24 protein-coding genes are annotated in these 22,361 nt (G+C 63.6%); all 24 read right to left on the bottom strand.

Annotated elements, in window-relative coordinates; all coding sequences use genetic code 11:
* Window positions 1-22: 22 nt before the first annotated feature.
* The 24 genes from rfaE1 to ACYQ8E_RS06005 all read right to left on the bottom strand — a co-directional run bounded on the left by rfaE1 (window position 23) and on the right by ACYQ8E_RS06005 (window position 22,346).
* Entirely contained in the window at window positions 23-1,495 is a 1,473-nt protein-coding gene (gene rfaE1 / locus ACYQ8E_RS05890; protein WP_066727628.1) for a D-glycero-beta-D-manno-heptose-7-phosphate kinase, read from the bottom strand.
* Complete coding sequence (locus tag ACYQ8E_RS05895; RefSeq protein ID WP_066727629.1) at window positions 1,495-2,478, bottom strand: GSU2086 family protein; 984 nt, start codon at window positions 2,476-2,478, stop codon at window positions 1,495-1,497. Before ACYQ8E_RS05895 ends, rfaE1 begins: the two co-directional genes overlap by 1 nt.
* On the bottom strand, window positions 2,475-3,092 hold the full coding sequence (locus ACYQ8E_RS05900; RefSeq protein WP_269465515.1) for a D-sedoheptulose 7-phosphate isomerase: 618 nt from the start codon (window positions 3,090-3,092) through the stop codon (window positions 2,475-2,477). Before ACYQ8E_RS05900 ends, ACYQ8E_RS05895 begins: the two co-directional genes overlap by 4 nt.
* A gap of 55 nt (window positions 3,093-3,147) precedes the next feature.
* Window positions 3,148-4,086 carry an SDR family oxidoreductase gene (locus ACYQ8E_RS05905; protein ID WP_066727630.1) on the bottom strand — a complete coding sequence of 313 codons (939 nt, stop codon included), beginning with the start codon at window positions 4,084-4,086 and terminating at the stop codon, window positions 3,148-3,150.
* Between the two features lie 14 nt (window positions 4,087-4,100).
* A complete protein-coding gene (locus ACYQ8E_RS05910; protein ID WP_197463636.1) occupies window positions 4,101-5,219 on the bottom strand; it encodes a glycosyltransferase in 1,119 nt (372 codons plus the stop codon).
* 10 nt (window positions 5,220-5,229) lie between these two features.
* The gene (locus ACYQ8E_RS05915) at window positions 5,230-6,327 is read right to left on the bottom strand and encodes a DegT/DnrJ/EryC1/StrS family aminotransferase (protein ID WP_066729817.1); all 1,098 of its coding nucleotides are present in this window, start codon (window positions 6,325-6,327) and stop codon (window positions 5,230-5,232) included.
* Window positions 6,328-6,338: 11 nt separating this feature from the next.
* Window positions 6,339-6,755, bottom strand: coding sequence for a sugar 3,4-ketoisomerase (locus ACYQ8E_RS05920; RefSeq protein WP_066727632.1), 417 nt, complete (start codon window positions 6,753-6,755; stop codon window positions 6,339-6,341).
* Window positions 6,756-6,764: 9 nt separating this feature from the next.
* A complete protein-coding gene (locus ACYQ8E_RS05925) occupies window positions 6,765-7,703 on the bottom strand; it encodes a GNAT family N-acetyltransferase (RefSeq protein ID WP_066727633.1) in 939 nt (312 codons plus the stop codon).
* Window positions 7,700-8,611, bottom strand: a complete 912-nt coding sequence (locus tag ACYQ8E_RS05930) for a glycoside hydrolase family protein (protein WP_066727634.1) — start codon at window positions 8,609-8,611, stop codon at window positions 7,700-7,702. The genes ACYQ8E_RS05925 and ACYQ8E_RS05930 overlap by 4 nt, the downstream gene beginning before the upstream one ends.
* A gap of 5 nt (window positions 8,612-8,616) precedes the next feature.
* Window positions 8,617-9,300 carry an acetyltransferase gene (locus ACYQ8E_RS05935; protein WP_066727635.1) on the bottom strand — a complete coding sequence of 228 codons (684 nt, stop codon included), beginning with the start codon at window positions 9,298-9,300 and terminating at the stop codon, window positions 8,617-8,619.
* 55 nt (window positions 9,301-9,355) lie between these two features.
* Entirely contained in the window at window positions 9,356-10,363 is a 1,008-nt protein-coding gene (locus ACYQ8E_RS05940) for a CgeB family protein (RefSeq protein WP_157471874.1), read from the bottom strand.
* 2 nt (window positions 10,364-10,365) lie between these two features.
* On the bottom strand, window positions 10,366-11,298 hold the full coding sequence (locus ACYQ8E_RS05945; RefSeq protein WP_066727637.1) for a glycosyltransferase: 933 nt from the start codon (window positions 11,296-11,298) through the stop codon (window positions 10,366-10,368).
* 90 nt (window positions 11,299-11,388) lie between these two features.
* A complete protein-coding gene (locus tag ACYQ8E_RS05950) occupies window positions 11,389-12,513 on the bottom strand; it encodes a glycosyltransferase family 4 protein (protein WP_066727638.1) in 1,125 nt (374 codons plus the stop codon).
* A complete protein-coding gene (locus ACYQ8E_RS05955) occupies window positions 12,504-13,436 on the bottom strand; it encodes an ELM1/GtrOC1 family putative glycosyltransferase (RefSeq protein ID WP_066727639.1) in 933 nt (310 codons plus the stop codon). The genes ACYQ8E_RS05950 and ACYQ8E_RS05955 overlap by 10 nt, the downstream gene beginning before the upstream one ends.
* The gene (locus tag ACYQ8E_RS05960) at window positions 13,433-13,600 is read right to left on the bottom strand and encodes a Trm112 family protein (protein WP_082820317.1); all 168 of its coding nucleotides are present in this window, start codon (window positions 13,598-13,600) and stop codon (window positions 13,433-13,435) included. Before ACYQ8E_RS05960 ends, ACYQ8E_RS05955 begins: the two co-directional genes overlap by 4 nt.
* The gene (gene lpxK, locus ACYQ8E_RS05965) at window positions 13,597-14,673 is read right to left on the bottom strand and encodes a tetraacyldisaccharide 4'-kinase (protein ID WP_066727640.1); all 1,077 of its coding nucleotides are present in this window, start codon (window positions 14,671-14,673) and stop codon (window positions 13,597-13,599) included. Before lpxK ends, ACYQ8E_RS05960 begins: the two co-directional genes overlap by 4 nt.
* Complete coding sequence (locus ACYQ8E_RS05970) at window positions 14,666-15,967, bottom strand: 3-deoxy-D-manno-octulosonic acid transferase (RefSeq protein WP_231875326.1); 1,302 nt, start codon at window positions 15,965-15,967, stop codon at window positions 14,666-14,668. Before ACYQ8E_RS05970 ends, lpxK begins: the two co-directional genes overlap by 8 nt.
* Window positions 15,951-16,622 carry a lysophospholipid acyltransferase family protein gene (locus ACYQ8E_RS05975; RefSeq protein ID WP_066727642.1) on the bottom strand — a complete coding sequence of 224 codons (672 nt, stop codon included), beginning with the start codon at window positions 16,620-16,622 and terminating at the stop codon, window positions 15,951-15,953. The genes ACYQ8E_RS05970 and ACYQ8E_RS05975 overlap by 17 nt, the downstream gene beginning before the upstream one ends.
* Complete coding sequence (gene msbA / locus ACYQ8E_RS05980; RefSeq protein WP_459860413.1) at window positions 16,619-18,358, bottom strand: lipid A export permease/ATP-binding protein MsbA; 1,740 nt, start codon at window positions 18,356-18,358, stop codon at window positions 16,619-16,621. Before msbA ends, ACYQ8E_RS05975 begins: the two co-directional genes overlap by 4 nt.
* The gene (gene lpxB / locus ACYQ8E_RS05985; protein WP_066727643.1) at window positions 18,355-19,530 is read right to left on the bottom strand and encodes a lipid-A-disaccharide synthase; all 1,176 of its coding nucleotides are present in this window, start codon (window positions 19,528-19,530) and stop codon (window positions 18,355-18,357) included. Before lpxB ends, msbA begins: the two co-directional genes overlap by 4 nt.
* A gap of 22 nt (window positions 19,531-19,552) precedes the next feature.
* Window positions 19,553-20,323, bottom strand: coding sequence for an acyl-ACP--UDP-N-acetylglucosamine O-acyltransferase (gene lpxA / locus ACYQ8E_RS05990; protein WP_066727644.1), 771 nt, complete (start codon window positions 20,321-20,323; stop codon window positions 19,553-19,555).
* Between the two features lie 5 nt (window positions 20,324-20,328).
* On the bottom strand, window positions 20,329-20,769 hold the full coding sequence (gene fabZ / locus ACYQ8E_RS05995; protein WP_066727645.1) for a 3-hydroxyacyl-ACP dehydratase FabZ: 441 nt from the start codon (window positions 20,767-20,769) through the stop codon (window positions 20,329-20,331).
* Window positions 20,766-21,809: a UDP-3-O-(3-hydroxymyristoyl)glucosamine N-acyltransferase gene (gene lpxD / locus ACYQ8E_RS06000; RefSeq protein WP_066727646.1), complete on the bottom strand. Its 1,044-nt coding sequence runs from the start codon at window positions 21,807-21,809 to the stop codon at window positions 20,766-20,768. The genes fabZ and lpxD overlap by 4 nt, the downstream gene beginning before the upstream one ends.
* 6 nt (window positions 21,810-21,815) lie before the next feature.
* Window positions 21,816-22,346, bottom strand: a complete 531-nt coding sequence (locus ACYQ8E_RS06005; RefSeq protein WP_066727647.1) for an OmpH/Skp family outer membrane protein — start codon at window positions 22,344-22,346, stop codon at window positions 21,816-21,818.
* Window positions 22,347-22,361 lie beyond the last annotated feature (15 nt).

Consider the following 22,361-nt stretch of genomic DNA (forward strand, 5'->3'; position numbering starts at 1 on the left):
TAAGGGTTCAATAGTGAGGGGGCTACAGATCACGATAGTTTTCGAGAATCCGCTCGACGATACCGGTGGTCGACTTGCCGTCCACAAACTGGATCAACTCGACCCGACCGCCATAACTCTCCACCAGTTCCCTGCCGACCACCCGCTCCGGGGTGTAGTCCCCCCCCTTGACGAGGATGTCGGGCCGTAGCAGCTCCAGCAGCTCCAGCGGCGTATCCTCGTCGAAAATGGTGACAAAATCGATGCAGTCGAGGGCAGCCATGATGTGAGCGCGCTCCTCCTCGCCGATCAGGGGGCGTTTCGGTCCCTTGAGGCGGCGGATCGAGGCGTCGGAATTGAGTCCGAGCACCAGCAGGTCGCCAAGCTGTCGCGCCCTTTGCAGGTAGCGCACATGGCCGACATGGAGCAGATCGAAACAGCCGTTGGTGAAGACCACCTTGCGCCCCTGGCGGCGGGCAGTGGCGAGTAGCGGGGCGAGGCTCTCCCGGCTGCGGATCTTCACGCCGCCGTCGCTGCTCTGCAACAGGGCGGCGTGCCGCAGTTCGTCGGGGCTGACGGTCGAGGTGCCGAGCTTGCCGACGACGATCCCGGCGGCGAGATTGGCGAGGCGCGCCGCCGCGCCGATGTCGAGACCGCAACCAAGCCCGGCGCCCAAAAAGGCGAGCACCGTATCGCCGGCGCCGGAGACATCGAAGACCTCCCGCGCCTCCGTCGGCAGGTGCAGATGCTCGCCGTCCCGGAAAAAGAGGCTCATCCCCTCTTCGCTGCGGGTCAGGACCAGGGTCTCCAGGTCGAGGTCCCGGCGCAGCTTTTCGCCAGCCGCCAGCAGGCTCGCCTCGTCGACGATGTCGATGCCGGCGGCGGTCTGCGCCTCCCGTCGATTGGGGGTAAGCGCAGTGGCCCCCCGGTACTTGGCAAAATCACGCCCCTTGGGGTCAATCACCACCGGGATCCCCCGGGCCCGCCCCTGGGCGCAGAGCGCTTCCAGCACCCGCTCGCTGAGCACCCCCTTGAGGTAGTCCGACACCAGGATAACGCTGAAAGCGTCGAGCGCACCGCGCAGGTAATTCAGCAGCGCCTCCTCCTGTTCGGTCGCCAGCGGGGTGCGGCTCTCGCGGTCGATACGCAGCATCTGCTGGTGGCTGGCGAGGACCCGGGTCTTGCGGCTAGTGGTCCGCCCCGGCGCGAAGAAAACGCCCCCGGCAGCGATTCCCTCCCCCACCAGCATCCCGTGCAGCAGCCGCCCGTCGCCATCGTCGCCAAGGACGCTGGCCACCTCGACCTGGCAGCCGAGTGCCACCAGGTTGTTGAGGACGTTCCCGGCCCCGCCGAGACGTAGTTCGTCGCGCTCGATCTCGACCACCTGGACCGGCGCCTCCGGGGAGATCCGCTCGGTGCGCCCCCAGAGATATTCATCGAGCATCAGATCGCCGACCACCAGCACCCGCAGTCCGGCGGCGCGGCTCAGAAAGGTATCGATATCGGGCAGTCCCATCAGCGCGCGCCCTCCCCTGGTTGCTCCAGCTCCCGCAGTCCCTCCAGCACCGCGGTGGCGAAGAGCGGGATATTGATCTCATGGTGGCCGGTGAGCGTATAGCCGCGGCCGCTGCCGGAGGTGGGGCGTTTGACGACATTCTGCAGCGGGCGATAGTGCTGGATCATGTCGAAATTTGCGGTGGTGAAGTCCTCCACGTGGTGGCCAAGGTTCTGGGCGATGGAGAGGGCCTTGAGGAAAACCTCGGGGAGGAGGACCGCCGAGCCGACGTTGAGCCAGACCCCGCCGTCGCCAAGATCGGCGACCACCGCGGTCAGCAGGCGGAAATCACGGAACGACATCTCGCCGAGGATGGCGCCGTCGGCGGCCGGGTGCTGGTGGATGATATCGGTTCCGATGGCGACATGCACCGTCACCGGAATCGAGGCACGGACACAGGTCGCCAGCAGGCTGTAATCCGCAAAGGGGTGCTGGGCGTTGACAATCTGCCGACCGAGCGCCTCACCGAAGCCCTGACCCGCCGCCAGGCCGGTGCGCAGCGCCCGATGCATGCCGCCGCCGGTCTCTTCCGAAAAACCGAAATCCCCCGAGTGCAGCACCGCGCCGACATCCTCCGAGGTCGCACCGACCAGGGAGACCTCGTAGTCGTGGATCGCCGTCGAGCCGTTCATCGCCACCGCCGTCACTGCACCCGCCTCGATCAGGCTCTTCAGCACCGGTTGCAGCCCGCATTTGATGACATGGCCGCCGATGGCGAGGATCACCGGCCGCTGCCGGCGGCGCGCCGCGATCACCGCCGCGACTACGCCACGCAGACTCTCGGCGCCAAGCAGATTGGGAAGCGCGTCGAAGAATTGGCTGAAGCTGCCGCCAACCTTGGGTGGCTGGGCAAAATGCTCGCGGACGTTGACCTTGTTGTCGCGGCTGCGGATCGAATAGGTGTGTACACCGCTCAGGTCGATGGGACGATAGGTCTTGCTCATGGCGACTCCCCAGAAGCGGCACCCGGCTGGTCGCACAGGGTGCGTTCGACCAGGTCGCAGAGGATGTGGATGATGGTGGCGTGGGCCTCCTGGATGCGCGGCGTCGCCGCGGTCGGCACGACCAGCGCCAGGTCGACGCCGGCGGCGATGGCGCCGCCGCTGCCGCCGAGCAGGCCGACGGTTTTGCAGCCGATGGCGCGGGCGGAGGCCAGGGCGATCCGGACGTTGGCCGAATTGCCGCTGGTGGAGATGCCGATCACCACGTCGCCGGGGGCGGCCAGCGCCTCGACCTGGCGGGAGAAAATCTGTTCGAAACCGTAGTCGTTGGCGACCGCGGTCAGGATCGAGCTGTCGGTGGTGAGCGCCACGGCGGGGAGCGCCCGGCGCTCGCGGAGGAAGCGCCCGACCAGCTCGGCCGCCAGGTGCTGGGCGTCCGCCGCCGAGCCACCGTTGCCCATCACCAGCACCTTGCCGCCACCGGCAAGGGCGCCGCAGAGCAGCTCGGCGCAGCCAGCGATCGCCCCGCTCAGCTCCGCCGCGACCAATTCCATGGTCCGCCGGTGCTCAGCCAGGTTCACCTCGATCAAATCCCGTGTCATATTTTCACCAGCCATGGACAATCCTCCAATTCAAAATTCAAAATTCAAAATTCAAAATTCAAAATTGCCCTCACAGGTTTTCCCGATACCAGGCGATCGAGCGCTGCAACCCCTCCTCGACCTTGACCGCCCCGCGGTAGCCGAGCAGGCGATTCGCCTTATTGATATCGGCGAGACTGTCCCGCACATCCCCGGCCCGGGCCGGGCCGTAGTTGGCAGGAATGGCGGTCCCGAGCAGCTGCTGCAGGCGGGCGTAGAGATGGTTGAGGGAGGTGCGTTCATGGCAGGCGATATTGAAGACTTCCCCCACCGCCGTTTCCGGGGCGGAACAGGCGAGGAGGTTGGCGGCCACCGCATTGGCGACGAAGGTGAAATCCCGGGTCTGCTCGCCGTCGCCATTGATGGTCGGCGCCGTCCCCCGCAGCAGGGCGCTGACAAAGAGCGGAATGACCGCCGCGTACTGGGAAAAGGGATCCTGGCGCGGTCCGAAGACGTTGAAGTAACGCAGTCCGACCGTCTTCAGCCCGTAGCAGCGGCCGAAGACCTGGGCGTAGAGTTCATCGGCGTACTTGGTCACCGCGTAGGGGGAGAGGGGGTTGCCGATGCGCCCTTCGACCTTGGGCAGCTCCGGATGATCCCCATAGGTCGACGAAGAGGCGGCATAAACGAAGCGCTTTACGCCGGCGTCGCGGGCGGATAGCAGCATCTTCAGCGTCCCGGTGACGTTGACCTCGTGGGAGGTGAGCGGGTCGGCGATGGAGCGCGGTACGCTACCGAGGGCGGCCTGGTGCAGCACGAAATCGACCCCGGTGCAGGCGCCGCGGCAGGTCTCCAAATCGCGAATGTCCCCTTCGATCAGTTCGATGCGGCCGGCGCAGTGAGCGAGGTTCTCCCGCTTGCCGGTGGCGAAGTTGTCGAGTACCCGCACCGTTTCACCGCGGGTGAGAAGTTCGTCGACGATATGGGAGCCGATGAAGCCGGCGCCGCCGGTGACGAGATAATGAGCCATGATTACCCTCTATTTCAGGAACGAGGATGCAACCCGAGATCGATCAGAACTTGCACGAGTTGCTTTTCAATATGCGCCACAGAGAGAAAGGCCTCGTAGCTCTGCCGTGCCGCCGCCCCGAACACGGGGAGAGACCACGGGTCGCTGGCCAGGTCGGCAACCGCTGCCGCCAAGGCAACGGGATCTCCAGGCGGAACCCAGAAAAAACCTGAATTTTCCTTTGCAATCAATTCAGCAGGGTATGCCTGGGCGTGCAAAGTAACTACCGGACGGGCGCAGGCAGCGGCTTGGTACACTTTATTGGGAATCACCCGCGACGCTTTGGGCGTGGCTCCGAATATCCCGAGCAAGATATGAGCTTGGGAAATCCGACAAGGTAGTTGCTGATAAGGAACCCAGGGTTCGAAAGAAATTTGGTCGAGGTCCGCGGCTGCCTGACGACACTCGGCAAGCAGCGGACCATCGCCAACGAGTACCCAGCGTACCGCCGGTCCCCGGTAACACCGTGCTGCTTCGATAATAACCCGGGGGCCTTGTAGCGGAATAAAACTGCCGAAAAACAGTATCTCCAACGCTCCGCCAGTGCCAAGGGAGGGCCAGGGGCCGGGGGAAAATAGCCCCTCCTCGGCACCTACCGGCACCACCTGGATCTTTTCGATCGACACCTGCAGGGTTTTACTGAAATATTCGGCATGGGCAACCGTATCAGCCAGGACCCTGTCAGCCAATCCCAGGCAACGCCGCTCCCAAGTTAGCAGCCGCCTGGCCCGGCCACTGTCGACATTAAATTTGCGACGTTCGAAAACCTGTTTGTCATAGGCGCTGATGAGGGGATCCACCAACAAGGGCACCCCACGCCGTCGAGCCCAACGATGGGCGGCGACGATGTCCCGCTGGCGAAAACAGGGGACCCAGACCAGCGCGGGGGTTTCTATTCCACGCAAGGTGGCTTCAAGGTCTCCCAGGGCGCTGGAACGTGGACGAAAATCCCGTACCGACCAACCGAAGTTGGCAAGCACCTGGCGCAGGATACGGTTGCGCGAGTATTCGGGGTCAAAATGCCCCCACCAGAGTACCGTCCTCTTCCCATCGCCCTGCCTGCCGACATTGACAGTGATTGCGGGAGCTTTCACCACCGACGCCTCAGACTGCCGCCCGAACCGAAGCAACCACCGCCTCGGCCTGGGCATCTTCTATGTGAGGCCCCATCGGCAGGCTGAGAATCTCGCCGCTGAGCCGTTCAGTTACTGGGAAACGGGCTGGATCGGCTCCTAGACCAGCATAGGCCTGCTGGCGGTAGGGAGGGATCGGATAATGGATCAGGGTACCGATGCCGGCTGCTTGCAATGCCTTCTGCAATTGGTGGCGCCTCGGCGAGCGTATCACATAAAGATGCCAAGAGGACTCGGCCCAGTCAGGTACCTGCGGCAGGCCGAGGCCGCAATCGGCCAGGCCAACGGTGTAGCGCTGCGCCAGGCGCATCCGGCGACCATTCCATTCGTCGAGTACGCCGAGTTTGACCCGCAGCAGGGCGGCCTGAAGTTCATCGAGTCGGGAATTGAAACCCGCCACCTGGTGGACGTATTTCTCCTGGGACCCATAATTACGCAGCGCCCGCAAGCGTTCGGCCAGTTGGTCGTCGTCGGTGGTCACCGCTCCGCCGTCGCCCATGGCACCAAGATTCTTCCCAGGGTAGAAACTGAAAGCGCCAGCATCGCCGAGGGTGCCGGCCCGCCGACCGCGGTAGCGGGCTCCATGGGCCTGGGCCGCGTCTTCGATCACCCGCAGACCACAGGACTCGGCCACGGCCAGAATCTCCTGCATGGCGGCCGGTTGACCGTAAAGATGGACTGGCAGAATCGCCTTGGTTCGTCCCGTAACCGCGGCGGCAAGCTGCGCCGGGTCAAGATTGGCCGTCTCATCGAGTACATCGACCGGCACCGGAGTGGCGCCAACCTGGGAGACTGCCAGCCAGGTGGCGATGAAGGTATGGGCCGGGACAATCACCTCGTCTCCCGGTCCAATGTCGTAGCCGCGCAGAATCAGGTGCAGAGCGTCGAGGCCGTTGCCGACCCCGATACAGTGCTTGACACCGCAATATTTGGCAAACTCAGCCTCGAATGCCTCGACCTCCGGCCCCAGGATGAACCAGCCAGATTCCATTACTCGCTGCCAAGCAGCCTCGAGTTCTTTCCGAAGCTCCCGGCCAGGGGCCTGAAGGTCAAGGAAGGGGAGCTTCATCAAAGGGTGATTCATGGGGTAATCCCGCGCGCAGCGACATAGTCCGGATAGTCCCGGAAGTAATCCGCTTCGTCATAATGGTTGGAGGCGAGCACCAGACAGACTGAACCTGAAGAGAAATTGTCGATTTCCCGCCAGATCATCGGGCAGACATAAAGGCCGTAATAAGAACGATTGAGGTGAAAGCGCTGCTCCCCATATCCATCGTTGAGAACCACGTCGAAACTTCCTGACATGGCGATAATCAGTTGCTGCAACCCCTTGTGGGCATGACCGCCGCGCGAGGCACCGCCGGGGACATCATAGAGATAGTAAACCCGCTCGATGGCAAAGGGAACATGCTGGCTCCCCTCAATGAAGGTGAGGTTGCCGCGGGGGTCCTGGATTTTGGGCAGTTCAACGATCCGGCATTCTTCGAGCAAGCTCATGCAGACTCCTCAGGTCAAATCCCACTGGTAGGTATCGTGAACCACTGCCCGGGCCCCGAACATCTCTTTCTGGGCGAGCAGACCAGCATTCAGAATACGCCCCCCCTCTTCGGTCGAAATGCCGAAATCGAAGAAGCGCACCTGATCCGCGTAGAGGGCGATCACCTGCTGGACAAGCAGATCGAGGGCACCACACTCCCGACCAGCTTCGGTAGTGGCCATATACTGGACATGGGCGACATTCGCACCGGAGTAGATGATCAGGCCGGCATGCAGTTCGTCATTGCAGAAGGCACCGAACAGTTTGATATTTCCCGGGAACCGGCCAGCCAGCAGTTGCAGCTCCGCCGTGCTATGTACCGGTTTGGTGCCGTATTTTTCCAGAAGGAGTCGCGCTTCGATCGCCATGAAGCTGTCATAGTCGTCGGAGGGCCGGATTTCAATTCCGGCCTTTTTCGCCTTACTTATCCCGCACTTGCGCCCCTTGCTCAGTTTCAGCGGAGTCGCCAGGTTGATGGCGCTGGTTACCTCGCGTTTGAGCAGGATTGCATTCTGCAAAAAGAGAGAGTAGCGGTCCTCTTCGGCCGGAACGGTGTGGTATATGTGGGGCACCGCCTTGTAAACCAGCTGGTGCAGCCCCTCCTGGCGGGCGTGGTCGGCAATGGCGGCAAAAACCTCCAGCATTTTTGCCGTGGTCATCCGCTCATCACTCACCACCCCGCCGAATGTCAGGCCGCCATGGCTGATCAGCGCTTCCTCCCGGCGGTTGGCCGGCAACAGGGCGCAGAGTTTATCCGCCTCATCATAAAAAAGCAGGGAATGGTCCTCAAAACGATCGGCATGGTAATCCATGTAATCACGGAAAAAAAGGAAGAGCCCATTCTTCGCCTTGCGTACGAAGTTATCCCAGGCGGGTCGCTCCTCACCCCGGTAGCGAACCGCCCTCATAAACTCTCCAGCAGGGCCACGCCGAACCCGGTCTGCCCCATGTTGTTGCCATTGTAGAACATGTAGGTCCGATCTCGCCACGTCAGAATGGCCGGGTAAGCCAGGTGGAGGGAATCCCAGCCACCCTCGCTCAGCCCGATCCCCAGTTGATCGTCCATCCGAGTCCAGGTCAGACCGTCATCGGAGCGGGCATATCCGGCAATGTAATCGCCGTCCAGGGTTCCCCGGGTGTAGTGCATGTGGTAACAGCCGCCAGCCTTGAAAACCCGCGGGCGGCCGATCCGGTATTCCCGCCCGGTGACATCGATGCAGGGGACACCTTCACCCCGAAAGGTCGTGCCGTCGGGTGATTCGATATAGCGGATGTGGTAGCGGGGATAGGGCCTGCCGTCGATCAGTTCCCAGCCGTCACCGGCGGCGAACCAGACCCGGAAGCGGCCATCCTCCTCCATGATTGAGTGAATCGCTCGAATGTAGCGCTGCCGATGGCAACGGTCGAGCACGGGCGCATCACTGCTGCGCTGAAAGCTTCGGCCGCAGTCACTGCTGATCGCATGACCGGTAAAGGCCAAGAACTTAACCTGGGCCACCAGTTGAAACCCGACATAATAGAGGTGCAACGACTCCCCCCGGGGAAGAATATCTCCCAGGATCACCCCATTGTCGTCAAAGGTACCCGGGGATCCCACATCGAGGGCCGGGGTCGTTGCGACTTCCAGCACCCGCAAGGGATCAATCGGATCGACATCGACAAAACCGATGCGGCTGACCCCGACCTGGTCGCGGATGCCGACAAAGACCCGAATTCGATCCTCGAGCAGGACCGGGGTCGGAGTCAGAGCGGTATTCCGGGCCCACCCCTCAGAGCCGGAAGGTGCATAGACCTGGCCGATCTTTTGCCAACGCATGCTGACTACTCCTTGATACGGAACAAACGGTGACTGGTCACCGCCGACGGCTTGGTGCTCTCCCCCTGATAGACTTCCCCCTCACCCGTATTCTTCTGGATGAGCGTACCGGCGCCGATGAAGCAGTCGCGGCCGATGCTGATGTTATTAATGACGGTGCTGTTGACACCGAGGAAACAGTTGGCGCCGATTTCACAAAAACCCGACACCACCACCTGTGAGGCAATGAAGCAATTGTCGCCAATTCGGCTGTTGTGTCCGATATGGTTACCGCTCCAGAGCACCACATTCTCCCCCACCTCCACAAAGGGCTGCAGGGTATTGTCCTCGAAGATGAAACAGTTTTCGCCGATCTTCACGTTATGCCAAACGAAGGCCCGGCTGCTGACATAGCTGGCGCACTGGTACCCCTTCTCCTTGGTTGCATGAAAGAGTCGGGTCCGCACCCGGTTGAGTTTGGTTGAGCTGACAGCGACGAAGGCCTGGTATCCCTCTGGTGGGAAGTGTTCCTCGATCTCCTCGAAGGGGACCAACGAAAGGCCGTTGAAGTTGGGTTCCTTGAGATAGGCTGCCTCGACACTGAATCCGGCCACGGTGTAGGGCGAATCGTGGGTGAAATATTCATAGGCAATGGCCGCCGTCTCTCCGGAACCGATGATGACAATCGATTTGCTACTGTCCTTTTCCATGGTGTCGACCCCCTTAAACGGAGTGCTGCCGCACTGCCGTTCGGTTGAAATTTCGTCAGCGGAAGCTCCCTCCTTGCGAGGAGGACCAGCGGGCCATGGCCGCCTGTAGTCGACCACGTAGCACGGCCGCGGGCAGAACCCCGTCAAGCAACTGAACCGCCCGGTGATAATAGGAATGTTCGGCCAGAACCCGTTGCCGGGCTCGGTGGGCCAAAGCTTTTGCCCGTTCCGGGGCTGCGAGTAGCTCGGCCAGCTTCTCGACCAGCTCCGTCTCTTCACTAAACACTGCAAGCTCCCGCTCCAGGTCGAAGAACCGTTCCAGGCCAGGACGCTTTTCGACCAGTTGGGCAATGCCGTAGGCAGCGCACTCGAAGGTCCGCATATTGGTCCCTTCCCGCACTACTTCGGCATGGATATTCAGGCTAAGCTGGTGCCGCCCATAAATGCGTCCCATGGCTTGATTACTGACCGCGGGGCGGAAGTTGAGCGGATGGCGCCAGAAGAACGGGTGATGCAAAAAGTAATTGCCTACGACCAACGGAAAATGCCCGGCCTGAAAGAGGGCGGCCAGATAACGATCCCGCTTGGGATCGCGGTTACCGATGAAGCAGGCTCCCTCCCGCCGGCCTTCAGGGGCTCGTGGAGCGTGAACTGCCGGGCAGTAACCGAAAGAAACTTCGCCGCCAAAGCTCTCCGCCGCAAGTGCCGCCTTGACCTCGCCCACGTATCCGGGATCGGAAAGGCAGACCCGGCCAAAAGGGTCCAGTTCTCCGGGGCGGGGACGAGGTCCGTCCGTCAACCAGAGAATGCGGTTTTTCCTCGGCGCCAGGGGTGGGAGTTCTCTGGGATAATTGATAAAGATCTGCGCCTCCGCCGCGCACCGGTCGATCCGTTCCCAGAGTCGTGCATACCAGCCTTTTTTATCCCGCGCGAAGGCCAGCCGCCCACCCAGAGTCACTGGGCGGGTTGGCCACCACTCCACCGAACCGGGGACGATCTCGGTCAACGCCTGGTAGAGATAATCGGCCAGACCGCCGCGCCAGGGTTTGGCGACCAGCAGCAACTTCACGAGCGCCCCTCCAAACGATGCGCAATTCGTTTTGCCGCCAGTGTATAATCCGCCGGGGTCGGGAGGCGCAAGGGAGACTGCAACGCCTGCGCCAACAACCACGGGAGAAAACCCGGGTCTTCCCGCCGCGCCCAGCGATAAAGGCGGTGAAGATTCTTGCGCCAGTTCTTCCGGATGAGAGCCGCGGGGAGGAGCTCTGCGTCCTTGGCCAGGAACTTACCAAAAGTTAACAGCATGGCCCGCAGCATGCGTGCCTGGCCGCGGTGGCTGTTGTCGGCGTGATAGCGGTACCTGCTGACCGGCTCCGGCACCCTGCCGATGGGGTAGCGCGCCGAGAGACGTAGCCAGCAGTCCCAGTCCTCCATCGGCAGACTTTCGTCGAAACCACCGATCGCCTCGATGGCCCGGCGCCTGAATGCCATGGTCGGCCCGTTGAGGCGGTTGGCGAAAAAAAGTTCGAGGTAGCCTTGGTGGTTAGGGCCAGGGGGCGGCCTGACCCCCTTGGGCATCTCGACGGGGTTGCCGTCCATGTCCATGAAGAGGGTGTCGCCATAGATCAACGCCACTTCCGGGACCCCCCATTCCTGGTAGGCCTGCCAAATCACCTCCACCTTGTTATCCAGATACATGTCGTCGGAGGAGAGGGGATGGATCCATTCGCCACGACTTAAGGAGACCAGTTCGTTGAGGGTCGCACTCACCCCCCGGTTGGGCCGGGAACGGAATTCAACCCGGGCAAAACGCGCCTCATATTCTGCCAAAAAGGCCTCAATAACCGCCGCCGTTGCATCTCGGGATCCATCATCGATGATAATCAGTTCCAGATTCTGATAAGTCTGGCGATAAATGGACATCAGACAATCACGGATGTAGTTGGCGTGATTGTAGGCAGGAACAATGATGCTGGCTATGGGTTGATTGCTGTTCATCGTCGGTCCCCTAGGCAACAGTCGGCCACAGAATGCTGGTTAGCGGCGAAAAAATCAAGGGCAGGCACGTCGATTTAGTGACCTCCAGCATTAAGAATCCTCGTGGTTCGGTCCCGGAGAACCTTTGGATAGTTCTGATTTATAAACCGTCAGGGTCTCCGCCACCATCCGCTCCAGGGTGAAGTTTTTCGCCACAAAGTCCCGTAACCCGGCAAAAGAAGTGAGCCGGGCTCGGAGGATCAGGTCCGCGAGGAGGGCGGCCTCCCCCGGCGGGAAGAGGTAGCCGGTCTCGCCGTCCCGGACGATATCGACCACACCGCCATGATTCGTTGCCAGCACCGGCGTCTCCATTGCCAGCGCCTCGGCGGCGGCGCGCCCAAAACTCTCCGGTTTCTTTGAGGCGGAGACGACCAGATCGCTGAGGGCGTAGATTTCCGCCACCTGTCGCTGGCTGCCGGTAAAACGGATGTACTCTTCTGCTCCGGCGCTGGCAATGCGCTGCTGCAGCTGCCGGAAATAGGTCTGTTTGTCCTCCCGCACCCCACCGACGATCAGCCCGAGGACTTCGGGCAGGACCGTCTTGACCCGGACCAGGGCGTCGATGAAGGTTTCATAGTCCTTGAGCTGGGTGATGCGGCCGACACTGGTAATGACGTAACGCCCCTCGAGCCCGTATTCCCTGCTGAAATTCTCCTGGAATTGGCGGTCAAGTTGGCCCGGATCGAACCGCACCAGATCGACCCCCCTCGGAATGACCACCATTTTTTCGGTGGGAACGCCGTAGTGGAGCTGCACATAGTCGCGGATGGCGCTGCTGACACAGATCACCCGGTCCCCGAAGGTCATCACCCGGCTGTAGGCATTGACACTGTTGAAGCCGTGTACCGTGGTGACAAAGGGAAGCTGCAGGGAGCGGTTGGCGAGCCAGCCGAGCCAGGCCGGAACGCGGCTGCGCGCGTGCAGGATATCGGGACGGAGATTTTCCAGCAGCCGTCGCAGCTGCACCACCCGCAGCGGAGCGGTGAGCGGATTCTTGCTGCAGAGGTCGAAGCTGATATGGCGCCCGCCGTCCGCCGCGATCTGCGGGGCGAGGTTTCCTCCGGCGCTGAGGACAAGGCTGTCATGCCCGAGCCTGACCAACTCCCGGCTCAGCTCCACCACCCCCCGTTCGACCCCGCCTTCGTTCAGTTCCGGCAGCAGCTGGATTATCCGCATAGCCGAACCCCTTGCAGCAGCGCCGCGAGATCGATCTTTTCGTCGCAGTCCCCGAGGGTGCCGTCGAAGATGTGCAGGCAGCCGCGCTGCGCCAGGGTGGCAACCATGGTCCCGACCTTGTTGCGCGCCCCGGTCGATTGCAGGGGGAGGACCTCGACCCGCGCCGCGCCGAAGCTGACCGCCTCGCTGATCATCGAAGTCGAGTCCTCGGTAACGAAGACGTAGTCGCTGAGCGCCAGAAAGTCGGGGATCGGGTTGATCGGCTCCCGCGAGTAGAGGACCCGGCGCCGGAAGGGGAAGGTCTCAAGGAGCGCCTCCACCGCTGCCGGGGTACGCCGAGAGCTGGTCACCAGCAGATCGGCGCCGGGAAAGAGGGCAAAGATCGCCTCGATCTGGCTGCGCAGGGTCTCCGGGTCCATCTGAAAATGCCGGCTCGGGCCGCCGATCACCAGGGCGACACTCGTCTTTCCGGGAACGGCCGCGACCAGCCCCTGCGGACGCGGCCGGCAGAGGTTGATCGGCAGGGTCAGGATATTGGCGCGCTGCGGCGGCCGATCGTGGGCCTGGGCCAGGATCAGGTCGAAATCGTAGCGGTAACCGCGGGGGAGCATGATGGCAGCGACCGGCACCCCGAGTTGCCGCGCAATCACCTTGGCCGCGTAGTAGGTGGCGGAACCGGCGGCAGCCACAGCGCAGCAGTCAGGCAGCGCTCCCTTGACCTGGAAAAGGTGCGGCGAATGCAGCCCGCAGCGATCCAGAAGATAGGAGAGCCCCTTGGCGCCGGCGAAGGCAAAGGCGACCTCGCGCACCGCGGCCTGCAGCCCGAGCAGGTCGGCAAAGGCCAGCGACTGGTTCAGGTGCCCGGGCTTGCCGTCGCTGAGGACCAGCAGCGTCCGGCCTCTGATGTCGGTGCCTGGAATCAAAAAGGTTCCGCCTCGTCGATGAGCATGACCGGGATATTGTCCCGGACCGGGTAGCTCAGTCGGCAGGCCTGGCAGACCAGGGCCGACTCGTCGGGCCGGGGCTCGACCGGCCCCTTGCATTTGGGACAGGCGAGGATTTCAAGAAGCTTTTTGTCAAGACTCATGCCACCTCCTTGCCATGCAGGCAGTTCTCTATCATGGCTGCGAAACGCTCCGGTGCGTCGAACACGATCTCCAGCGGCAGCTGGTAACAGGGGACGGGGAAGTCCGCCCCTGTTAGCTTGACGCCGTCTTTTTCCGTGGTCACCAGGCAGTCGGCCTGCCGCGCGGCGGCGCTGAGCTGCGCCCGCAGTTCCTGGCCGTAGCTGGCGTGATCGGGCAACGGAAAGGTCGCCACCAGTACCATCCCGTGCGCGGTCAGGGCGGCGAAAAAGGCCTGGGGATCGGCGATGCCGGCAACGGCCACCACCCGGCGCCCGGTCAGTTCCGCCAGTGGCCGGGGTTCACCCTTCAGATCAATGGCCGCTGCCGCCAGCTGGTGCCGACAGCAGAGGGTCGGCTTCTCCACTGGCAGAACAGGGAGATCGCCGCCGCAGTAGCGGGTCAAGAGCAGCAGGTCGGCCCGCTTCAGGGCCGCGGCCGGCTCGCGCAGGCGCCCGGCCGGCAGCACCCGGCCGTTGCCGAGGGGGCGCGCCGCATCAAGAAGGACGATATCGAGATCGCGGACGACGGCGAGGTGCTGAAATCCGTCATCGAGAACCACCACCTCGGCGCCTTGCCGGACGGCGGCTGCGACCGCGACGCGACGGCGGGGGTTGACCAGCACCAGCGCCCGCGGATTGCGCCGGGCAAGCAGATAGGGCTCGTCGCCGGCGGCCTCCGGGCCGACGATCGGCCCACCTCCCCTGCTGACCAGCCCCTCCCCCTCGACCCCGGCGCCGCCATAACCGCGGCTGACCACGGCCACGCGCAACCCGCGGGCGAGGAGGAGCTTGACCAGGTAGTCGGTCACCGGCGTCTTGCCGGTACCGCCTACCGCCAGGTTGCCGACGGAAATCACCGGGACCGGTGCCCGGTAGACCGGCAGCCAGCGCCAACGGTAGCAGGCGACCCGCAGGCGCCCCAACAGGCTGAAAAAGAAGGCTGGCAGCCGCAGCAGAAACAGCAGGGCCTGCTGCGAAAAGGAATTCGCGCACCCCTCGATCAGGCGCCGATGCCATCCCCCGAGATCAGCCATGCGCCTCCCCGAGCAGGCCGGCAATGACCCGCAAGGTGTGCGCCGTCGCCCCGGCGTTGGCGGCCAGCAGGTCGCGTCCCTTCGCCCCCATCGCCTGGCAGGCCTGGGGAGAATCGAGCAGTTTTCCAGCCTCCCGTGCCAGGCTCTCGCCATCGGCCACCTGGATGCCGCCGCCGACCACCAGCAGCAGCCGGGAGATTTCCTTGAAGTTATGCATGTGCGGGCCGAACAGGACCGGTTTGCCGACCAGCGCCGCCTCGAGGACGTTGTGCCCGCCCACCGGTACCAGGCTGCCGCCGACAAAAACCAGGTCGGCGACGGCATAAAAACGGAGCATTTCTCCCAGGGTATCGCCGATCAGCACGGCGCCGGGGCTAAGCCGCTCCGGGCGCCCTTCGACCTCGCTGCGCAGCACCCAGGGGAGCCCGGCCGCGCCGAGCATCTCGGCCACCAGGCGACAACGCTCGGGATGGCGCGGGACCAGGATCAGGACGGCCTGGCGGCCACTGGCGAGGAGTTGCCGGTAGGCGGCGACCACCGTCTCCTCTTCCCCGGCATGGGTGCTGCCGGCGACCAGGACCTTGACCTCGGGAGAAAGCTGGTAGCAATCCCGCAGGCGCAGAACCTCAGCCGCGTCCGGCAGCGGCGCCTGCATGTCGAACTTGAGGTTATGGGTGACCTCGACCCGCCCGGGGTCGGCCCCCAGCTGTCGGATCCGTTCGCCGTCCAGCTCCGACTGCATGCAGAAGGCGGAAAACTTCGCCAGCAATGGCGCCATCAGGGGGCGAATGCGCCGGTAGCGGGGGAAAGAGCGGTCGGAGAGGCGGCCATTGACCAGCACCACCGGGATGCCGAGACGATGGCCGAAACGAACGAAATTGGGCCAGATTTCGGTTTCGACAATGATCAGCATCGCCGGCTGCACCTGTGCCAGCACCCGCCGCACCACCCAGGAGAGGTCGAAGGGGAAGAAGAGGCAGAGGTCGGCTTCGCGCACCGTTTCGGCCACCGCATGGCCGGTCTCGGTCATATTGCTGATCAGTACCGCCGCCTCGGGATAGGCCTCTTTCAGCGCCCGCACCAGCGGGATGGCAGCCCGGGTCTCGCCGACGGAGACGGCGTGCACCCAGAAGACCCGCCTGCCGGCGAGGGGCGCGAGGCGGTCGGGCGCAAAGAAGCCGATCCGTTCGCGGATACCGCGCCGGCTCTTGCCATAGCGCAGGCCCCGGAACAGGTAGTAGGGGACCAGCACCAAGCTCGAAGCGAGGAGCATCAGGTCATACAGCAGATACACCGAAAGCCTCCAGGCAGGCCCGTGCCTGCCGGTCATTCTCTTCCATCGCCTCCTGCAGCCGGGCGAGAAAGGCCTCCCGGTCTTCGCCGCGCTGATGGCAAACCGGCGCCGCGTAGCGGAAGATTGCCCGGCTGAAGGGATAGGGGAGCAGAAAGCGGTCCCAGGAAGCAAAGCGATGGCCGCGGCTGCAGGCAAAGGCGAGGGGAATCACCGGCCGGCCGGTAATCCGGGCCAGTTCCCCGACGCCGGGCTTGATCCGGTGTCGCGGCCCCTTCGGGCCATCGGGGGTGATACCGAGATCGAAATCCTGCCGGCCGAGCTCCACCATCTCCCGGAAGGCCTCCCGCCCCCCGCGGCTGGAAGAGCCGCGCACGGTACCGAGACCGAAGTGCTTCAGGGTGCGGGTCAGAAGTTCGCCGTCCCGGGAGGCGCTGATCAGGACCTTGGCGCCCGGTCCGTGGTAGACCTGCGGCATCATCAGGAGCTGGTCGTGCCAGGAGGCGAGGATCACCCGCTCCCCCCGATCCCAGTAGCCGCGCGGACCTTCCTCGCCACGAATCTCGATGCGCATGCTGGCATGGAGCAGCAGGATCACCGGGGCGGCCAGCGCAGGCGCCAGAGCGAGCAGCAGCCCCTCGCCGAGGCGCGATTTCATGACGACTCCTTGAACTGCATTTCATAGAGGCGCCGGTAGAGCCCGCTCACCTCCAGCAACTCCTGGTGGCGGCCGCACTCGACCACCCGCCCCGCTTCGAGGACCACGATACGATCGGCATTCATGATCGTCGACAGCCGGTGGGCGATGACGAAGGTGGTCCGGTTGCGCATCAGGTTGGCCAGCGCCTGCTGAACCATCGCTTCGCTCTCGGTATCGAGGGCGCTGGTCGCCTCGTCGAGGATCAAGATCGGCGCATCGCGCAGAATCGCCCGGGCGATACAGAGCCGCTGGCGCTGACCGCCGGAGAGGCGCAGGCCGCGGTCACCGATGGAGGTCTCGTAGCCATCGGGGAGTTGCCGGATAAAGTCATCGGCATAGGCGAGGCGCGCCGCCTCCTCCACCTCGGCCTCGCTCGCCGCGAAGCGCCCATAGCGGATATTGTCGCGGATCGTTTCGTTGAAGAGGAAGGTCTCCTGGTCGACCAGGGCGATATTGTCGTGCAGGTTCTTCTGGCTCATTTCCCGCAGGTCGCAGCCGTCGACGAGAATCCGCCCGCCGGTGGGATCGTAGAAACGACAGAGCAGTCCCGCCACCGTCGACTTGCCGGCGCCGGAGGGTCCAACCAGGGCGACCACTTCGCCGGGGGCGGCCGTGATCGAGAAATCCCTGAGCACCGGCTCATCGTCATAGGCGAATTCGACATTTTCGAACCGCACCGCGCCCTGGATCCGTCCTGGCGATTTCCCCGCGGCGGGGTCCTGGATCGTCGAGCGTTCCTCCAGCACTTCAAAGACCCGCTCCGCTGCCCCCATCGCCTGCTGTACCATGTTGTTGGTGCGGGTCAGGCGCTTGAGCGGAGTGTACATCAGCAGGATCGCGGTGAGGACGGAAAAGAGCTCGCCCTGGGTCATCGCCCCCGACATCACCCGGGCCAGCCCGAACCAGAGGACGCCGGCCACCCCGAAAGCCGAAAGGATTTCGATCATCGGCGAGGAGCCGGCATCGTACTTGATCACCTTGCGGATGAATTTGTAGAATCGATCGTTGACGGCGAGGAAGCGGCTTTTTTCGAACTCTTCGGTGCCGAAGGCCTTGATCACCTTGATGCCGGAAAAGGTCTGTTCCAGAGAAGTCGTCAGGATCCCCATCGCTACCTGGCCGCTGCGGGAATAACCCTTGATTTTTTTGCCGATGAAGGAGGCCGGCCAGCCGGCGACCGGAAGAACGATGAAGGCGATGGCCGCCATCTTCCAGTCGGTGTAAAAGGCCACCGCCGTCAGGGCAACCAGGGTCACCCCTTCCCGCATGATGTTGACCAGCACATCTGAAACCGCCCCCTGCATGACGCCGACATCATTGAGGATCCGGGACATCAACGTTCCCGCCGGGGTGCGGGAGAAAAAGCGCATCGGCAGATCGATGGCATGGCAGTAGAGTTCATTCCGAATCCGCTGGATGACCAGCTGCCCGGTGGTCTTGATGAAATATTCCTGGACATAGCGGGAGCCCCCCTTGAAAAAGGCGAGGCCGAGCACGAGAAAGGGGACCAGGGCGACCATGGTGCGGTCACCGGCGACGATCAGGCGGTCAACGAAGGGCTGAACCAGTTTGGCGGTGGCGGCATCGGTCCCGGCAACCCCCAGCGAGGCGACGATCGAGAGCGCGATGCGCCAGCGGTAGGGCCAGGCATAAGCGAAAAGCCGGCGGTAAAGGGTCAGGCCCTGCTCTTTCACGAGGTCCCTTTCGTCTTGCTGTTGGTAATCATTTCAACGGCAATCTCCGCCACCCGCCGTGAACATCCGGGGGCGCCGAGGCGCTCGCGAACGGCAGCGAGGCCGGCCAGGGCGTTTTGCCGGTAAGTCTCGTCCTGCAGCAGGCGCTCTATCTCCGCCACCAGGGCCTCCGGAGAGGCGGCATCCTGCAGAAACTCGCGGGCCACCTCGCGGCCGGCGACAATGTTGGGCAGGCCGAAGTGGTCGATTCGGATCAGCCGCCGGCCTACTTCGTAGGTCAGGGTGGCGCCCTTGTAGAGGATCGCCAGCGGCGTTCCGGCGAGGGCGGCCTGCAGGGTCACGGTACCGGAAACGCAGAGAATCGCGTCGCAGGCGGCGGCGACATCGTAGATATTCGCTTCGACCAGAGCGATGGGGAGACCGGCCGCGGCAATCCGTTCCGCCAGAAAGTAGCGATCAACCCCCGGGGCCACCGGCATCAGAAATTGCCTGGCCACACCACCCTCGCGGAGCCGCCGGGCACTCTCCAGCAGAGTGCCGAGCATGTAGCGGAGCTCGGCGGCGCGGCTCCCCGGGAAGAGCCCGACTACCGGCAGCCCCGGATCTAGGCCATGGCCGCTGAGCAACTCCGGCCGCTCCTGCTCCCGCCGATATTCGTCAAGGAGCGGGTTGCCGACATATTCCACGTCGAGTCCGAGCCCCTGGTAGAGAGCCGGCTCAAAGGGGAAGATCACCGCCAGCTTGTCGACCCGGGCGGCGATGGTCCTGACCCGTCCCCGCTTCCAGGCCCAGACCTTGGGACCGATGTAGTAGAGGACCGGGATGCCGGCCCGCTTCGCTTCCCGGGCAAAGCGGAGGTTGAAGCCGGGATAGTCGATCAGGATCACCAGGTCGGGACGCTGCGCCCCCTGCAGGGCGTCCCTGAGCCGACGAAAGGCGCGCCGGATCGTCGCCAGCTTGCCAAGCACTTCCACCAGCCCCATCACCGCCAGTTCTTCGGCCGGGAAGATGATTTCACACCCCGCGGCCGCCATCCGTGAACCGCCGATACCGAAAAAGGAGAGCCCGGGATCGACATCCCGGGCTGCCCTGATCAGGTTGGCGCCGTGCAGGTCGCCCGAGGCCTCGCCGGTGACAACCAAGGCCCGCCGCAGCCTTCCCATCTGGTTCATGGACGGCTCCGCATCCATCGCCTCAGCGCGCGATCCCCCGCTGGCTGTTGCGGATGAAATCGACAAAGAGCGCCAGTTCCGGGCTCTTCTCGAGTTCGCTGTCGATGCGGGCCAACGCCTCTTCGAGGCGCAGGTCACTGCGGAAGACCAGCTTGTAGGCGGTCTTGATCGAGCGCAGGACTCCTTCCGAATAGCCGCGCCGCTTGAGGCCGACGATATTGATCCCTACCGTCTTCGCCCGGTCCCCCTGGGCGATGGTGTAGGGCGGCACATCCTGGGCGACCATCGAGCCGCCACTGATCATGGTGTGGCTGCCCACCCGGGTAAACTGGTGCACCGCCGAGAGCCCGCCGAGGATGGCATGATCATCGATCTCGACATGGCCGGCCAGGGTGGCACAGTTGGCGAGAATGACGCGGTTGCCGACCCTGCAGTCGTGGGCGACGTGCGAGTAGGCCATGAAGAGGTTGTCATCGCCGATCACTGTCTCGCCGCCGCCGTCCTCGGTGCCGCGATGGATGGTGACGAACTCGCGAATGGTGTTGCGGTCGCCGATCTTCAAAAAGGTCTCCTCGCCGTGGAACTTGAGATCCTGGGGGACGGCGCCGACCGAAGCGAACTGGAAGATCCGGTTATCGCGGCCGATGGTCGTCGGGCCTTCGATGACGGCGTGGGGACCGATGCTGGTACCGGCAGCAATGCTGACCCGGTCGCCGATCACCGCATAGGGCCCGACGCTGACCCCCTCTTCCAGGGTGGCACCGGGGTGAATGATGGCCGTGGCATGAATCATCGTCGTCACCCTTCCTTGGGGGCGAAGGTTGCCTTGAGATCGGCTTCCGTCACCAGCAGATCGCCGACGTAGGCTTTGCCGGAAAAGCAGTAGAGCCCGCGCCGGCAGTTGGTCAGTTCGAGCTCCATGCGCAGCACATCCCCGGGAACGACCGGGCGCCGGAAGCGGGCATTGTCGATCCCGGTGAAATAGGTGACCTTGTCCGGTCCGATCTTGTCGGAAATGATGGCGAAGACGCCACCGACCTGGGCCATCGCCTCGATAATCAGGACCCCGGGCATCACCGGATGGCCCGGGAAGTGCCCCTGAAAGAAGGGTTCGTTGATGGTGACATTTTTGATCCCGACCACGCGCTTCCCTTCGACCAGCTCCTCGATCCGGTCGACGAGGAGAAAGGGGTAACGATGCGGAAGAATCTTCATGATCTGCAGACTGTCAAGTTTCATCCTTGGCTCTTCTCCTTCAACAGCGTTTCCATCTCATCGAGCTGCCGGCGCAGCCGGGTCAGCTCCTTGCGCATTTCGGGCAGCTTGGCAAAGCTCATCGAGGCTTTCAGCCATTCGCGGTGGGGCATCGCCGGCGAACCGGAGAGCACCTGGTTCCCCTCGGTATTCCCCGCGATCCCGCTCTGGCCGCCGAGCATCACGTTGTCGCCGACCTTGATGTGGCCAACCACCGCCGACTGGCCGCCAAAGGTGCAGTGGTTGCCGATCACCGTGCTGCCGGCGATACCGACCTGGGCGACGAGGATCGTATCTTCGCCGATGGCGACATTGTGCCCGATCTGCACCAGGTTATCGATCTTGGTGCCGCGCCCGATCCGGGTCACCCCCATGGCAGCGCGGTCGATGCAGCAACAGGCGCCGACCTCGACATCGTCCTCGATCACGACAATGCCGACCTGGGGGATCTTGTAGTAACGGCTGCCGTCCGGGGCGAAGCCGAAACCGTCGGACCCGATCACGGCGTTGGGCTGCAGAATGACCCGGTCACCGAGCCGGCACCCTTCGCGTACCACCGCGCCGGCATGCAGCAGAGCGTCGGCTCCCACCTCCACCCCGGCATAGAGGACCACCCCGGGATGCAGGATGGTGCCGCGACCGATACGGACCCCGGGCCCGACCACGCAGCCGGGGTGGATCGTCACCTCCTCCGCCAGATGGGCCGAGGGATCAACGCACGCCCCGGCCATCACCCCCTGCGGCTGCGGACGGCTGGGCTGCAGGCAGGTCAGGATTTTCGCGAAGGCGAGATAGGGGTTGGCGCAGACCACCAGCGGCAACCCGGGGCTCTCGATCCCGGCGCTGACAATGGCCGCCGCCGCCCGGGTCTCGGCCAGGCGCGGCAGATATTTGGGGTTGGCGACAAAGGTAATCTCGCCGGGTCCAGCGCTGTCGATCGGCGCGACGCGGAGAATCTCGAGCCGGTCGTCCCCCACCACCTTGCCGCCAACCAGTTCCGCCAGTTCCTTGAGGGTCGCCATCATCCCCCCTTACTTCCCGGCGCCCTTCTGGAACCGGGCATCGAACTCTTTGAGAACAATGGCGGTGAGATCCACCTTGTCGGCACCGTAGATGATACCGCCGCTGTTGCGCTCGACAACCAGGTCGTAGCCATCGCGCTTGGCAATCTCCTGCACCAGGTTAACCAGCTTCTCGATGATGCGGTTGGTGTGGTCGCTGTCCTGCTGCTGCAGCTCCTCCTGAACATCCTTGGTGAAACGCTGGAATTCCTTGAGCTTCTGCTGGTAATCGCGCTCCTTGGCGTCGCGCGCCTCGGGCGAAAGGAGGACCGCCTGCTTCTCCAGATCCTCCTTGAGCTTTTTCAGCTCCTGCTGCCGGCTGTCGATGACCGACTCGTATTCCTTGACCTTGGCGGTGATCTTCTCCTTCGCCGCCTTCCCCTCGGCGGAGAGGTTGAGCGCCTTCTGCAGGTCGACGAAGCCGACCTTGGTCTCGGCAGCCGAGGCGGCGAGAGCACCGAAGAAAATCAGGGACAGGGTCAGGATCAGCACCTTCTTCATGACGAACTCCTTGCG

The sequence above is a fragment of the Desulfuromonas carbonis genome (genome assembly GCF_054658035.1).